Consider the following 14,129-nt stretch of genomic DNA (forward strand, 5'->3'; position numbering starts at 1 on the left):
CTGCCGCGCACTCCGGCCGATGGACCCCGTGTGGTCAGGTCTGCGGGAGGCTCGCGCGGAACACCGTGCCCGACCCGCTCACCTCGATGGGGCCGCCGCGGTGCTCGGCGAAGGCGGCCCGCCCCCGGGTCAGCTCCGCCGTCTCGCCGTCGCGGCGCAGCTCGACGCGGCCCTCGGTGCACAGGAGCAGCTGCGGGCCGCCCGCGGGCAGCACCGCGCCGTCGGCGGCGTCGACCCGGGACAGCCGGAACTCCGGCGCGGGCGTGAGGTAGACCTGCTCGCCGACCGTACGGACCGGGTCCAGGACGTCCGGCCGCCCCGGCTCGAACGAGGCGATCTTCAGGAGCTCCGGGACGTCGACGTGCTTGGGCGTCAGGCCGGCCCGCAGCACGTTGTCCGAGCCGGCCATGAGCTCCACGGCCGTCCCGGAGAGGTAGGCGTGCGGCACGCGCGGCGGGACGTACACCGCCTGGCCGGGCGCGAGACGGACCTCGTTGAGCAGCATCGCCAGGATGACGCCCATGTCGCCGGGGTAGCGCTCGGCGAGCGTGGCGTACGGCTCGCCGGCGACGGCGCCGGCCTCGGGGACGACCCGGTCCGGGTCCGGCCAGGTGAGCACCGTGCGTACGGCCGCGCGCACGTCGCCCGCCGCGAGCAGGTCGGCGACGGGACGCAGCGCCGGGACCTTGCCGAGCAGGCCGGCGCTCTCGCCGGGGTCGCGCAGCCCGCACAGCGCGTGCACGTCGGTCAGCGCGCACAGCAGCTCCGGCTTGGGCCAGTCGTCCTTGTAGTTGCGCGCCGGGTCGCCGGGCGGCGTCTGCTCGGCGGCGTATCCGCGCTCGGCCTGCTCCCGGTCCGGGTGGACCTGCAGGGACAGCGGGGCGTCGATCGCCAGGACCTTCAGCAGGAACGGGAGCCGGGGCCCGAAGCGGGCGAGCGCGGCCGGCCCGAGCGCGTCGTCCGGGTCGGCCGCGATGTACTCGTCCAGGGACGGACCGGCGGGCAGGCGCGACGGCGCGGCCGGGTGCGCGCCGATCCACAGCTCGGCCTGCGGCCGTTCGGTGGGCGACGGCCGGCCGAGGAGGTCGGCGAGGACGGTGTGCGACCCCCAGGCGTACTCCTGGACGGGGTTCTCCAGCAGGTACATCGTCAGACGAGCTCCGGGTCGTGGGCGAGGGCGGCGGCGCCGAGCAGTCCGGCCTCCGCGCCGAGTTCGGAGGGGACCACGGCGACGCGCCGGACGAAGGCGAGGCCGGCGTAGTCGCCCATCGCGCGGACGAGCGGGGGCTCCAGCACGTCCCAGGAACGGGACACGCCGCCGCCGATGACGACGCGGTCGAGGTCGCACAGCGCGGCGGCCGACGCGATCCCGGCGGCCAGGCCCCGGCAGGCGCGCTCGAACGCCGCGACCGCCACCGGGTGCCCCGTGCGGGCGTCCGCCGCGAGGGCGGCGCCGTCGGGGGCCGGATGCGTCCAGCCGTTGCCGAGGGCCCAGCGCACCATCGCGGGGCCGGAGGTCAGGGTCTCGACGCAGCCCCGCGATCCGCACGGGCACGGCTCGCCGTTCAGATCGACCACGGTGTGCCCGACGTGCCCGGCGTTACCGGTCGGACCGGCGTACACCCGCCCGTCGAGGATCAGTCCGCCGCCGACGCCGGTCGAGACGACCATCCCCAGCATGGCCCGGCTGCCGCGGCCCGCGCCGTGGCGGTACTCCGCGACCGCGCCGGCGACCGCGTCGTTCGCCAGCGTCACGGGCGGCCCGCCGAGCAGGGCGGCGAGCCGGTCGCGGACGGGGAACTCCCGCCAGGACCGGATGTTCACCGGGCTCACGGTGCCCGCGACGGCGTCCAGCGGCCCGGCACTGCCGATGCCCGCCGCCGTGACGGTCTCCTCGCCCAGGGCCTCGCCGACGACGGCGGCCAGGGCGGCCCAGACCGTCTCGGTGTCACCGCGCGGGGTCGGGCGCACGGCGTGCCCGCGCAACCGGCCGTCCGGCTCGACGAGCGCGGCGGCGAGCTTGGTCCCGCCGATGTCGACGGCGAGGACGGCGGATCCGGGCGGTCCGTCCGGGACCGCCCCTGTCGTGTCGGGGGCCGTCGCGGGGACGACGCCGGTCATGTTCGCAGCTCCAGCACGCGCACACCATACGGCCCGAGCGTGATCTCTTCATCTCCGGCACCGCCGTTGCCCGCGATGAGGGGGCGAACGGTGAGCTCGGCGTCCGCCTGGCCGACGAGCACGGCGAACCGCGTTCCGTCCGGCCGGACCAGGACGTCGGCCGACACGCGCGGGTCCTCGACCCGTACGGGCCGCCGCGCGCCGGCCAGGTCCGCCAGCGCGTCGTAGATCCGGTACGTCGGCTCGGGGTTCACCCGCGGGGTGACGGCGGCCATGTGCTCCAGCGGGTACGTGCACAGCACGATCCATCCGTCGCCGCACCGCCGGCGCAGCAGGGCGGGCCGGTCGTGGCCGTCCACCGCGACGACCTCCGCCGTCGTCGGCCGGACCGGCAGGTAGGCGCGGCTGTGCTCGGTGCCGCCGGCGCGGAACGCCAGGGTGGTGCCGCTCTTGAGCGGGGTCAGATCGGCGGTGAGGGTGAGCTCGACGACGTCGTCCTCGATCGGGTCGTTCAGCCCGTACGCCAGCCGGTGCTCGACGCCGAACATGGCGTTCATGTGGGAGTACCACGGGCCGCGCTGCCGGCCGTGCGGTCCGGCCGAGTACGAGACGTAGACGACCGCGCCGCCGCGCGCCAGCTCTTCGAGGCGGCGCCAGCCGGGCGCGGTGAGCTGCTTGGCCGACGGCACGAGGTAGAGGCGCGCGTCGCCGGCGATGCCGTCGTACTCCCGCGTCAGGCCGGGCGCCAGGTCGGCGGCGCGGGCGGCGATGTACGCCTGCCGGAGGGTGTCGAAGACGTACGTCCGGTCGCCGGGCTCGGTGAACGGGAAGGCGCCCTCCAGGACCTCCGGCACCACGATGGCGGTGTCGGTGTCCGCCCGCGCGCAGGACGCCAGGTCGAGCCGGGCGAGCGTGGCGGCGAAGTCCCGCATCTCCCGCAGGACCGGCTTCGGCGTGCCGTCGGCGGTGGTCAGGCCGAAGTGCAGCTCGAAGGGGTGGTGGCGGTACGGCGGCTGGTCGGGCAGGTCGAAGTCGGTGTTGTTCCACGCGATCCAGCCGGTCGCCCCGGCGAGGAGGCTGTTGTAGAGCACCTGCCGGTAGTAGTGCGCGGCGTTGTCGTCGGCGACGAAGTCGGAGGAGCAGCCGAACTCCTCCAGCACGACCGGCCGCCCGAACGCCCCCGCCAGCTCGCAGACGAACGCCACGCCGTAGTGCTGGCGGACCGGGTCGTCCTCCATCCGGTAGACGTGCGGGCCCACGAAGTCGGTGAGCTCGGCGAGCGCGCGGACGGAGAACCCGTTGTCGACGCCCGTGACCTCGACGCCCCACGCGCCGTCGCCGATGGAGACCGGCTCCCGCGCGCCGCCGGCGCGGACGGCCTGCACCATGAGCTGCGCCCAGCTCGTCACCCGCTCGGCCGGGGCGGCCCCGCCGTAGATGGGCATCTCATTGGTGATCAGCCAGCCGGCGATCGCGGGGTGGCCGGCGAACCACCGGGCCAGCTGCTCGGCGAACCACGCCTGCCGGGCCACCATCCACACGTCCGCGTACAGGTCCCGGCCCTGCCGCCAGGCCGGGTCCCAGTTCTCGCCGGACATGTGGCCGACGATGAAGGTCGGGATCGTGCGCATCCCGCGCTCGGCGTGCGCCTCCAGGAAGTCGGCGTACCGCTCCACGAGGGCCGCGTCGAGGCGGTCCGGCTCGGGCATGAAGTCGGGCCAGTAGAAGAACGACCGGGTGACGTTCAGGCCGTGGTCGGCCAGCACCCGCAGCTCGTCGCGGACGATCTCGGGGTCGTACGACCGCCACATGAGCGGCCCGCCGGTACGGGACCAGTAGTTCGCGCCGAGCCACGCCGGGCCGGGCAGCTTGCGGAAGTCGCGTCGCATCGAGGATGCCTCCAGCTCGAGTCGGCGGTCAGGACTTGACGGCGCCCGCGGTGAGCCCGTGGACGAGGAACCGCTGCAGGGCGAGGAACCCGACCACCACCGGCAGGCTGATGACCAGCGAGGCGGCCATCACCTGGTTCCAGTAGACGTTCGCCTGGGTGGCGTACCCGCGCAGGCCGACGGCGAGCGTCCGGGTGGAGTCGTCGGTCAGCACCGAGGCGAACAGCACCTCGCCCCAGGCCGTCATGAAGGCGTAGATCGCCACCGCGACCACGCCCGGCGCGGCCACCGGCAGGACCACCCGCAGGAGCGTCCGCAGCGGACCGGCGCCGTCGACGCGCGCCGCCTCGTCGAGCTCGCGCGGGATCGTGTCGAAGTACCCCGCGATGAGCCAGATGGAGAACGGCAGCGCGAACGTCAGGTACGTGATGGTCAGGCCGGTGCGGCTGCCGTACAGCCGGATCCCGGTGTACTTCTCGACGTTGACGAAGATCAGGAACAGCGGCAGCAGGAACAGGATGCCGGGGAACATCTGGGTCGACAGCACGGTGGTCAGGAAGGTGCCGCGCCCGGCGAAGCGGTACCGGCTGACGGCGTACCCGGCGAGGATCGCGATCGCCACCGAGCAGGCGGTCGCCGAGACCGAGACGACGAGGCTGTTCACGAAATAGCGGCCGAGCGGCACCGTGCGCCACATGTCGACGAACGGCCGGAACGTCACGTGCGTCGGCAGCCAGGTGAACCGGCCCTGCACGTCCTTCAGCGGCTTGATCGACGAGACCGCCATGACGTACAGCGGCAGCACGGTGAACAGCGCGAACAGGCCGAGGACGACCGGCCGCGCCCAGCGCAGCGTACGTGACTCACGCATGGCGGCTCCTCAGCCGTCCCACGCCGAGGTACCCCAGCGTGACCACCATCAGGAACACCAGGAGCAGGACGGACATCGCCGAGCCGAGCCCGAAGTTCCAGGTGATGAAGGACGCGTTGTAGATGTGGATCGAGATCATGTCGGCGGCCGCGGGCGGCTGGTCGAACAGGATGTACGCGACGTTGAAGTCGTTGAACGTCCACAGGAACAGCACGAGCAGCAGGACCCGGTTGACCGGCCGCAGCAGCGGCAGCGTCACCCGCCGGAAGACGCCGAACGAACCGGCGCCGTCGATGGCCGCCGCCTCGTACAGGTCGCCGGGGATGCCCTGCAGACCCGCCGTGACGGTGAGGAACGCGAACGGCCACATCCGCCAGACCGCGATGATCACCACGGCGGCGAAGCCGCGGTCGCCGAGCAGCCAGAACGGATGGCCGTGCGTCACCTTCAGCTCGTCCGACAGCAGGGCGTTCACCATGCCGGTGTCCCGCTGGAACATGAACCGCCAGGTGATGACGGCGGTGAACACCGGCAGCGCGTACGGGATGAGGAACAGCGTCCGCAGCGCCCCCCGGCCGGGGAAGGGCCGCTGCAGGAGCACCGCCGCGACCGTCCCGAACAGCCACGAGCAGCCGACGACCACCGCCGTGATCGCCAGCGTGACGAGGAAGGACTGCAGCAGGTCCTTGCCGACGGGGCCGCGGGCGTTCACCGCGATCCGGTAGTTGGACAGCCCTCCGTACGGCGCCTGCGTCCAGTTGCGGATGAAGAACTGGGTGAGGTGCAGCAGGCTCATCCACGCCCCGACCAGCATCGGGATGATGTGGATGGCCAGCTCGGCGACGAGCGCGGGCAGCAGCAGGACGTACGGCAGCGCCTTGACGCGGCGCCGGGGCCGGGGCGAGGGGCGCCCGGGAGTGCGGGCGGGCGCACTCCCGGGGGCCGTGACGGTTCGTGCCACCGGTCAGCCGCCCGCCTGCATCTTCTTGTTCGCGTCGGTGAGCTTGGCGCGGATCGTCGCCTCGTCGACGGGACGGCCCGCGGCGGCGTCGGCGAGCAGGCCCTTGACGGTGTTGCCGACGAGGGTCTCGAACTGGGCCTCCTGCGGGATCATCGGCAGGGTCTCGGCCTCGTCGGCCAGCACCGCGCGGAACGTGCGGGTCGCGGGCGTCTGGAACCTCGGGTCGTCGTACGCCTGCGGGACCACCGGCAGGCTCCCCCACGCCGCGTTGAGGATCTTCTGCTCCTCCGGGCTGGTCAGGAACTGGACGAACTTCAGCGCGCCGTCCTTGTTGCCGGAGTTCTTGAACACTCCGACGTTGATGCCCGCGACGTGGCTGGCGACCCGGCGCCCGCCCGGAGGGAGCGGATCGGGCAGCGGGATCGGCGTGACGCCGTAGTCGGAGTCCTTCATGCCGTTCTCGCGCAGCCCGGCGGTGGCGAAGCTCTGGATCATCATCATGGCGAACCGGCCGCGCGCGAAGTCCCCGAGGATCTGGTCGTTGTTGAGGTACTCCGCGTCGGCCGGGTCGACCACCTTGTCGGCGCCCAGCAGGTCGACGTACTGCCGCACGCCGGCCACCATCGCCGGCGAGTCGAAGCCGGGCTGCCCGCCCTGGAACAGCCGGGCGCCGTGCTGCGCGCCGAACATGAACGCGAAGTGCGCGGCCTCGGTGTAGCTCGCGCCCTCGATGCCGACGCCGTACCGCTTCTTCGCCGGGTCGGTGAGCTTCTTCGCGTCGGTGACGAGGTCCTCCCATGTCCGCGGCGGCTGCTTGAGTCCCGCGTCGGCGAAGAGCTTCTTGTTGTAGAACAGGCCGTACGCCAGGCCGTACAGCGGGACGAACCCGGGCGGTTTCCCGGCGGCCCCCGTCGACGTGAGCGTGGAGGGGATGAAGCGGTTCCGGCCGCCGACCTTGGCGATGGTCGCGTCGTCGAACGACTGGAACGCCCCGGTCGCCTGCAGCGAGGCGGACCAGGTGTTGCCGATGTTGAGGACGTCGGGGCCCTTGCCGCTGGACGTCGCGGCGAGGATGCGGTTGAGCAGGTCGGGCCAGCCGATCACCTCGAGCTTGACCTTGATCCCGGTCCGCTGCTCGAACTTCTTCAGCTCCGGGCCGAGCACCTGTTGGTCCTGCTGGATGGAGCGGCCCTGATTGCTGGCCCAGTAGGTCAGCGTCCTCGGGGACGACTTGTCACCGCCGCCGCCACCGCAGCCGGCGCCGGCCATGACCATGAGGGCGCCCGTGACGAGCGCCGTGATTCGGCGTGCCTTCACCTGTGAACTCCCATCGGCCGTCAGGAGAGGCATCCGGTCGAGCGCTGACCGGCCGGCGACCGGGTACGGCCCGGCCCCCGGCGTTTCTCCGGCGACTGTGGAAATCCGTCGTACCGATAGGAACACTGAACCGGTTTAGCGTCAACCGTCCCCGTCCGGAGCCGCTCCCGTGCTGCCCCGCGGGGTCAGGACCGGCGCCGCGTGGCAGCCGTCGTCGACCGGCCGCCCGGCGACCAGGTCGAGCAGGCGGCGCGCCACCTCCGCGCCGTAGCAGGAGATGTCGAGCCCGACGGCGGTCAGCGGCGGGTGGACCAGCCGGCAGAGCGCCGAGTCGTCCCAGGCGACGATGGACAGCCGGCCGGGCACCGGAACCCCCATCTCGGCGGCGACCGCCAGCCCGGCCAGGGCCATCACGTCGTTGTCGTAGACGATCGCGGTGGGCGGCGAGGGCGCGGCGAGCAGCCGGCGCGTGGCGCGCGCCCCCTCCTCCCCGGTGTAGTCCGTCGCCACCTCGGCCGTCGCCACCCCCAGCGCGCCGGCCGCGGCCTGGAACGCGGCGCCGCGCGCGACCGTGTGCCGCAGCTCCGGCGGCCCCGCGACCCGGGCGATCCGCCGGTGGCCGAGCGCCGCGAGGTACTCCAGCGTGGACCGTACGGCCGCGGTCTCGTCGTTCCAGACGCCGGGCAGCCCGCCGAGGCCCTCCGGGCCCCCGACCACGATCGCGGGCATTCCCAGCTCGGCCAGCAGCCCGGCCCGCTCGTCCTCCAGCCGCAGGTCGACGAGGAACACCCCGTCCACACGGCGCTCGGCCCACCACCGGCGGTAGGTGTCCATCTGCGCCCTACCGTCCTCGGCCATGTGCAGCAGGAGCGCGACGTCGCGCGCCGCCAGCTCGCTCTCGATGCCGGCGATGAGCTGCACGAAGAACGGCTCGATCCCCAGCGTCCGCGCCGGCCGGTCCACCACCAGGCCGAGCACTCCCGCCCGGCCACCGGACAGCGCGCGGGCGGCGCGGCTCGGCTGCCACCCCATCTCCCGCGCGATGCCGAGGATGCGGTCCCGCGTCGCCGCGGAGACGCCGGGCCGGTCGTTCAGGGCGAACGAGACGGTGCTCTTGGTGACCCCTGCCCGGCGCGCGATGTCGGCGATCGTCGGACGCTTCATCTCCACCTCTTGCAAAACCGGTTTTGCTGGTCACGATGAAGATAACCGAAAGGACATTGACAATGCTTTGACAGACGGTTTAACGTGCTGTCGCCGATGGCATCCGGTCGAGCGCAGACCGCCCCAGTCCTCGAGAGTCCCGTCCCGAACCGTGATCAACGCGGGCCACCGGTCGCCCTTGGGCCCGGTACCGACGATGTCCCGGACCACGGCCAGCCCCGCACCCCCATGATCGCGTTTTCGCAGGTCAAAGCACCCATCTCTCTGTCACGCCGGCAATCTGGAGGTGTAGCATCCAGGTTGTGCGGATGAGTGAAGGCGTCGAGTGGGCGCTCCACTGCTGCCTGACCCTGGGGTGGCTCGGAGGTGATCGACCGGTGTCGGCGGCGAAGCTGGCAGCGACCTTCGAGCTGCCGTCCGCCTACCTGAACAAACACCTGCAGGCACTGGTCCGCGCGGGGATCCTGGCCTCCAGCCCGGGCGCCCGCGGCGGGTTCCGGCTCGACCGGCCGGCCGAGAAGATCACTCTCCTCGATGTCGTCACGGCGATCGAAGGACGCGAAGGGGCGTTCCGGTGTACCGAGATCCGGCGGCGAGGAGCCGGAGCCGGCAGAGATCCGCAGGAGTTCGCGCGGCAGTGTGTGATCACAACCGGAATACGCAAGGCCGAGCTGGCATGGCGGCGTGAGCTGGCGTCGCAGACGCTCGCCGACATGATGGCCAGGGCCCCCGCCGCGGCCGTCGAGAGAACCCGGCAGTGGTACGCGGTGTGACCGGTGTCCCCGGCCGTCCCTCTTCAAGTGGAGCAGATGCATCCATGGCGAACCTCATCCCCGCACAGCCGGGCCGCCGGGACAGGTTGATCGTGGCATTCGCGGCCGCCTTCATCGTCACGCTCCTCGCCGTCGACCTGGCCACGTCGATCCGTATCCGGCTGAGCGACATCCTGTTCGTGGAGGCCATCGTCGCGGCCTGGTTCTCCGGGCCGCTGGCCGCCGGCGTCAACTGGTCCCTGGCCACGGCGGCCTGCACGGTGATCATGTTGGCGAAGGGCGTGCTGACCCACCTGACGGAGGTCACCGCACTCATCATGGTGGCCATATTCACCACGGCCATGTGCTACGTGCGCGACCGCCGTCTCCGGGAGCTGAACCAGGTCAAGACGGTCGCCGAGGTCGCGCAGCAGGCCGTGCTCCGCCCTCTTCCGCGGCAGGTGGGCCCGCTGCGGCTGTCCTCGCTGTATCTCGCCGCCGAAGACGAGGCGCAGATCGGCGGTGACCTGTACGCGGTCACGAGGGCTCACGGCAGGACGCGCCTCATCATCGGGGACGTCCGGGGCAAGGGACTGGCCGCCGTCGGCGACGCCGCGGCCCTCGTCGGCGCCTTCCGCGGGGCGGCCGCCCAGCGGGACGGCCTCTCCGAACTCGCGGACTTCCTGGAAGGCAGCGTTCGGTCACAGCAGGCCGACCCGGCGGATCCGAGGACCCTCGGGGAGACCTTCATCACCGCGACGCTCGTCGAGATCCCCGACGACGACGCCGTCGTTCGATTGGTCGACTTCGGGCACCCTCCGCCACTGCGCCTGCATGACGACACGGTCTCCGCGCTCGACGTCAGTGAGCCCGCGCCTCCGCTCGGCCTGGGCGAACTCGCGGATCCCGGTCATCGGGTCGAGACATTCGCCTTCGAAGCCGGCGACGTCCTCCTGCTCCACACCGACGGTGTCATCGAGGCCCGCGATTCCTCGGGGCGCTTCTTCCCCCTCCACGAACGGATCGTCGGCTGGACCGGGGATCGTCCCGCCGCGCTCATCGACCACCTCCACGCGGATCTCCTCGCCTACGTCGGCGGGCGCCTCACCGACGACGCGGCGATCCTCGCCATCGAACGCACCGGTTGACGAGCCACCGCGGACCGCGGTGACCGGGTGCGGCGCCCTCATCCCTCCTCGCTCCCCCATGACCGGACGGCCCGCCGGGCCGGCGGCCGCCCGCGCCGACGCCCGGCCATGGCACCCTGGGGGCATGCGTGTGCGGTGCGTCGGCGCGATCGTCCATGACGCCGAGGGACGTCTCCTGCTCATCCGCCGCGGGCATCCGCCCGACGAGGGCAGGTGGTCGATCCCGGGCGGCCGGGTCGAGGCGGGCGAGAGCGACGCCGACGCCATCATCCGCGAGGTCGCCGAGGAGACGGGGCTGCGCGTCGTCCCGGGACCGCTGGTCGGCTCCGTCGACCGCGCCGGCCCCGGCGGAGCCGTCTACGACATCCGCGACTACCGGGCCAGCGTCGACGGCGGCGTCCTGCGCGCCGGCGACGACGCGGGCGACGTCCGCTGGGTGAACGCCGGTGAACTGGCCGCCCTGCCGACCACCACCGGCCTGATCGAGGCTCTCACCTCCTGGGGCGTCCTTCCCACCACCGGATGACCCCGCCGAAGCTCCCGGCGTCCTGCGCCGGCCCGTCGCGGGAGAACGGCCGGGGCGTCGGCGGGGATTCCGGCGGATTCAGCGGGCCGGTGCGCTCGTTCTGCCGAGGCGCGGTCGTGCCCCATCATCCGCGACCGGAATCCGCTTCCTTGTTATGGGCCACCGAAAAGCTGCGGGAAAATGCCCGAAAATAGTGAGGGCCGTTGGGACGAACACCCATCCGGACCGGGACGAATTCCCAGGCGGACGCGGCCACGCGCCGGTGACGACGCCCCCGACGCCCGGCGGGCGCACGCCGAAGTGTGGGCCGCCCTGCCGACCACCCCCGGCCTGGTGGAGACCCTCACCTCCCGGGGCGTCCTCCCCCGCGGTTCACGAGCCTGATGACGGCCGGCTCAGGCCGGTGAGCGTTCCGGGCCCAGCACGACCGGGAGCGTGCGATGGCCGTTGGAGATGAACGACGGGAGGGTCTCCAACTCGCCCGGGTCGACCGCCAGGGCGAGGTCGGGGAAGCGGTCGAAGAGGGCCGGGATGGCGATCTCCGCCTCCATCCGGGCGAGCGGGGCACCGAGGCAGTAGTGCGCGCCGTGACCGAAGGACAGGTGCTCCTTGTCGGGGCGGGTGACGTCGAAGCGGTCCGGGTTCACAGGATGCGGGCCCGGGTCGCGGCCGGCGGCGGCGTACGCGGCGAGGATCGCGTCGCCGCGGGCGATCGTCACGTCACCGACCTGGATGTCCTCCACGGCGTAGCGCAGCGGCAGGTTCGCGACCGGCGCCTGCCAGCGCAACGTCTCCTCGATCACGTCCGCCCAGGCGACGTCTCCCTTACGGGCGAGTGCGAGCTGCTCGGGATGGGTGAGCAGTGCCGTGACCGCGTGGTCGAGGAGGTTGACGGTCGTCTCGTGGCCGGCGGAGATCATCAGGATGAGCGTGCCGACGAGCTCGTCCTCGGTCAGCCGCGACCCGTCCTCGTCCCGGGTGGTGATGAGGGCACTGGTGAGGTCGTCGCCGGGGGTCCGGCGCTTGTCGGCGACGAGCTCGGCGAGCAGGGCCCAGATCTCCTGGTGGGCGGCCTGGGCCTGCTCCGGCGTCGCGGACGTGGTGAAGATGACGTCGACGGCGCTCCGCACGCGCGCCCGCGGCCCGTCCGGGACGCCCATGAGCCGGCAGATGACCTCGATGGGCAGCGGATAGGCGAACCCCTCGCGCAGGTCGGCCCGGCCGCCGGGACGGGCGGCGAGCCGGTCGAGGATGTCCTCGGTGATCTCCTCGACGCGCGGCCTGAGGGCGGCGGTACGGCGCGGGGTGAACGCGTGGGAGATGATGCCGCGCAGCCTCCGGTGGTCGTCGCCGTAGGCGGTGAACATGTTCTCCACCGCGACCCAGATGTAGAGCGGCCAGTCGGGGGTGATCTCGCCGTTCCGCCACCGGGTCCAGTGACGGCGCGCGTCCTTGGAGACCCGCGGGTCGGCCAGCAGTCGCCTGAGGGTTTCATGGCCGGTCACCGCCCATGCCACCACCCCGCCGGGCAGCTCGACGGGTGTCACCGCGCCCCGCTGCCGCAGCCGCGCGGCCTCGGCGTGGATGTCGGTGCCGACGGCATCGAGGGCGTACGGGCACGAGCGGTCTTCCATCGCGTGGCTCCTGACGATGCGGCGGATCGGCGGCGGCCACGACTATAAGTCAAGAACACGGTAAATGCCCATGACGGGACCGCCCGCCGGGCCTGCGGGCCACCGGGTCAGCGGCGTTCGCGGTGCAGGGCGACGCCCGTGATGACCAGCGCGACGCCGGCGGCCTCGGCCGGGGACGGCACCTGGCCGAGCACCACCGCGCCGATGACCGTGGCCGCCGCCGGGAGCAGCGCGACCAGCAGGGCGTACGTGGCCCGCGCCATGCGGGCCATGGCGAGCTGGTCGCAGACGTACGGGATCACCGAGGAGGCGACCCCGACCCCGATCCCGGCGGCGAGCGCGACCGGGTCGGCCAGCGCCGGGACGGCCTGCCACGCGCCCAGCGGGAGGACACAGACGGCCGCGACGAGCATCGCCGCCGCCAGGCCGTCGATGCCGCTCGGGAAGCGCCGCGCGGCCCGATGCGCGATCACGATGTACCCCGCGAACAGCGCCGCGTTGGCGAACGCGAACACGAAGCCCAGCGGCCGTCCGGACAGCCGCACGTCGGTGAGGACGTACACGCCGCCGACGACGGCGACCAGAGCCGCCAGGTTCCGCGTGGTCCGCGTGCCGAGTGCGGCCAGCGCGATCACGGGCAGGAACTCGATCGCCGCGACGGTGCCCAGCGGCAGCCGCGCGATGGCCAGGTAGAAGCAGGCGTTCATCACCGCGAGCACGAGGCCCCACGCGAGGAGCAGCCGGCGCCCCGCTCCGCCCAGGACGCGCCACGGGCGTCGCCAGAGGGCGAACACGAGCGCGGCGCTCCAGATCCGCAGGCCCGCGACGCCGAGCGGGCCGACCCGCGCGAACAGCAGCACCGCGAACGACGGGCCGAGGTAGTGGAAGACGGCGCTGCCGATGAAATAGGCCCACGGCGGGACGGCGGCGCGGCGCCCACCGCCTGCCGAACCGGAGGACGAGGGCTGGTCACCCCGGCTGGGGCCGCGGGACGATGCACGCCCACCGCGTGCGGAGCCGGGGAGCTGGGCCGCGCCGCCGCGGTCAGAGCCGAGGGGCGGGGCCGTGTCGCCGTGAACGGCGCCCACGGGCGGGGCCGTGTCGCCACGCGCGGAGCCGGGGGGCGAGGCCGTGTCGCCGTGGACGGCGCCCGCGCGCGGGCCCGTGTCGCCGGGCGGGTCGGAGCCGATGGGCATGGTCGTATCGTCGGCCGGCTCGTACGCTGACGGTATGGCGAACCGGAGGCCCCGACCCGAGCGGGCCTATGAAGCCAAAGAGCTCGATCGGACCGACCTTCGAATCCTCGCCGAACTGCAGACCGACGGGCGCCTGAGCATCGCCGAGCTGGGCCGCAGGGTCAGTCTGTCGGCGCCCGCCGTGGCCGATCGGGTGCAGCGGCTGGAGACGACCGGCGTGATCACCGGCTACCGCGCCGAGGTCGATCCGCGTGCCCTCGGTTTCCCGGTCACGGTCATGGTACGGATCAACCCGGCCGTCCGGGAGCTGCCGCGGATCGCCAAGATCGCCGAGGAGATCCCGGAGATCGTCGAGTGCCACCGGATCACCGGCGACGACTGCTTCTACTTCACCGCGCACCTGCGCTCCGTCGAGCACCTGGAGCCCATCCTCGACCGGTTCGCCCCGTACGGGCGGACCACGACGTCTCTCGTCCACGCCGCCGTCGTCTCCCGGCGTCCGCTGCCCCTCGACCACGCCGCTCCACCCGGCGAGGGTTGACCGGGCGGC

The 14,129-nt window shown here is 72.9% G+C and carries 13 protein-coding genes; 4 read left to right on the forward strand and 9 right to left on the reverse strand.

Annotated features, from left to right (window positions below; all coding sequences use genetic code 11):
• Window positions 1-34 precede the first annotated feature (34 nt).
• The 7 genes from manA to NDW01_RS25495 form a co-directional block, all read right to left on the reverse strand.
• Window positions 35-1,147: a mannose-6-phosphate isomerase, class I gene (manA, locus tag NDW01_RS25465; RefSeq protein WP_252824475.1), complete on the reverse strand. Its 1,113-nt coding sequence runs from the start codon at window positions 1,145-1,147 to the stop codon at window positions 35-37.
• A 2-nt stretch (window positions 1,148-1,149) separates the two neighbouring features.
• The gene (locus NDW01_RS25470; protein WP_252824478.1) at window positions 1,150-2,121 is read right to left on the reverse strand and encodes an ROK family protein; all 972 of its coding nucleotides are present in this window, start codon (window positions 2,119-2,121) and stop codon (window positions 1,150-1,152) included.
• Entirely contained in the window at window positions 2,118-4,010 is a 1,893-nt protein-coding gene (locus NDW01_RS25475; protein WP_252824480.1) for a glycoside hydrolase 5 family protein, read from the reverse strand. Before NDW01_RS25475 ends, NDW01_RS25470 begins: the two co-directional genes overlap by 4 nt.
• 28 nt (window positions 4,011-4,038) lie before the next feature.
• Window positions 4,039-4,881 carry a carbohydrate ABC transporter permease gene (locus NDW01_RS25480; protein ID WP_252824491.1) on the reverse strand — a complete coding sequence of 281 codons (843 nt, stop codon included), beginning with the start codon at window positions 4,879-4,881 and terminating at the stop codon, window positions 4,039-4,041.
• Window positions 4,874-5,842 carry a carbohydrate ABC transporter permease gene (locus NDW01_RS25485; protein WP_252824494.1) on the reverse strand — a complete coding sequence of 323 codons (969 nt, stop codon included), beginning with the start codon at window positions 5,840-5,842 and terminating at the stop codon, window positions 4,874-4,876. Before NDW01_RS25485 ends, NDW01_RS25480 begins: the two co-directional genes overlap by 8 nt.
• A 3-nt stretch (window positions 5,843-5,845) precedes the next feature.
• Window positions 5,846-7,159 carry an ABC transporter substrate-binding protein gene (locus NDW01_RS25490; protein ID WP_252824497.1) on the reverse strand — a complete coding sequence of 438 codons (1,314 nt, stop codon included), beginning with the start codon at window positions 7,157-7,159 and terminating at the stop codon, window positions 5,846-5,848.
• Between the two features lie 141 nt (window positions 7,160-7,300).
• Window positions 7,301-8,323, reverse strand: a complete 1,023-nt coding sequence (locus NDW01_RS25495) for a LacI family DNA-binding transcriptional regulator (RefSeq protein WP_252824499.1) — start codon at window positions 8,321-8,323, stop codon at window positions 7,301-7,303.
• Between the two features lie 308 nt (window positions 8,324-8,631).
• Between NDW01_RS25495 and NDW01_RS25500 the strand changes: the two genes are divergently transcribed.
• The 3 genes from NDW01_RS25500 (at window position 8,632) to NDW01_RS25510 (ending at window position 10,749) form a co-directional block, all read left to right on the forward strand.
• Complete coding sequence (locus tag NDW01_RS25500) at window positions 8,632-9,096, forward strand: RrF2 family transcriptional regulator (RefSeq protein ID WP_252824502.1); 465 nt, start codon at window positions 8,632-8,634, stop codon at window positions 9,094-9,096.
• Between the two features lie 44 nt (window positions 9,097-9,140).
• Window positions 9,141-10,223: a PP2C family protein-serine/threonine phosphatase gene (locus tag NDW01_RS25505; protein ID WP_252824504.1), complete on the forward strand. Its 1,083-nt coding sequence runs from the start codon at window positions 9,141-9,143 to the stop codon at window positions 10,221-10,223.
• Window positions 10,224-10,347: 124 nt separating this feature from the next.
• Window positions 10,348-10,749, forward strand: coding sequence for an NUDIX hydrolase (locus NDW01_RS25510; RefSeq protein ID WP_252824506.1), 402 nt, complete (start codon window positions 10,348-10,350; stop codon window positions 10,747-10,749).
• A 395-nt stretch (window positions 10,750-11,144) separates the two neighbouring features.
• On the opposite strand, the gene NDW01_RS25515 is transcribed toward NDW01_RS25510, so the two are convergent.
• Both NDW01_RS25515 and NDW01_RS25520 read right to left on the reverse strand, forming a co-directional pair.
• Window positions 11,145-12,383 (reverse strand): cytochrome P450 family protein, encoded by a 1,239-nt coding sequence (locus tag NDW01_RS25515; protein ID WP_252824508.1) that lies wholly within the window; start codon window positions 12,381-12,383, stop codon window positions 11,145-11,147.
• 107 nt (window positions 12,384-12,490) lie between these two features.
• A complete protein-coding gene (locus tag NDW01_RS25520) occupies window positions 12,491-13,579 on the reverse strand; it encodes an EamA family transporter (RefSeq protein ID WP_252824511.1) in 1,089 nt (362 codons plus the stop codon).
• 34 nt (window positions 13,580-13,613) lie between these two features.
• Here NDW01_RS25520 and NDW01_RS25525 point away from each other — a divergent pair, with 34 nt between their 5' ends.
• Complete coding sequence (locus NDW01_RS25525; protein WP_252824521.1) at window positions 13,614-14,120, forward strand: Lrp/AsnC family transcriptional regulator; 507 nt, start codon at window positions 13,614-13,616, stop codon at window positions 14,118-14,120.
• Window positions 14,121-14,129: the final 9 nt, after the last annotated feature.

The sequence above is a fragment of the Actinoallomurus soli genome (genome assembly GCF_024055715.1).
GTDB classification, from domain to species: domain Bacteria; phylum Actinomycetota; class Actinomycetes; order Streptosporangiales; family Streptosporangiaceae; genus Actinoallomurus; species Actinoallomurus soli.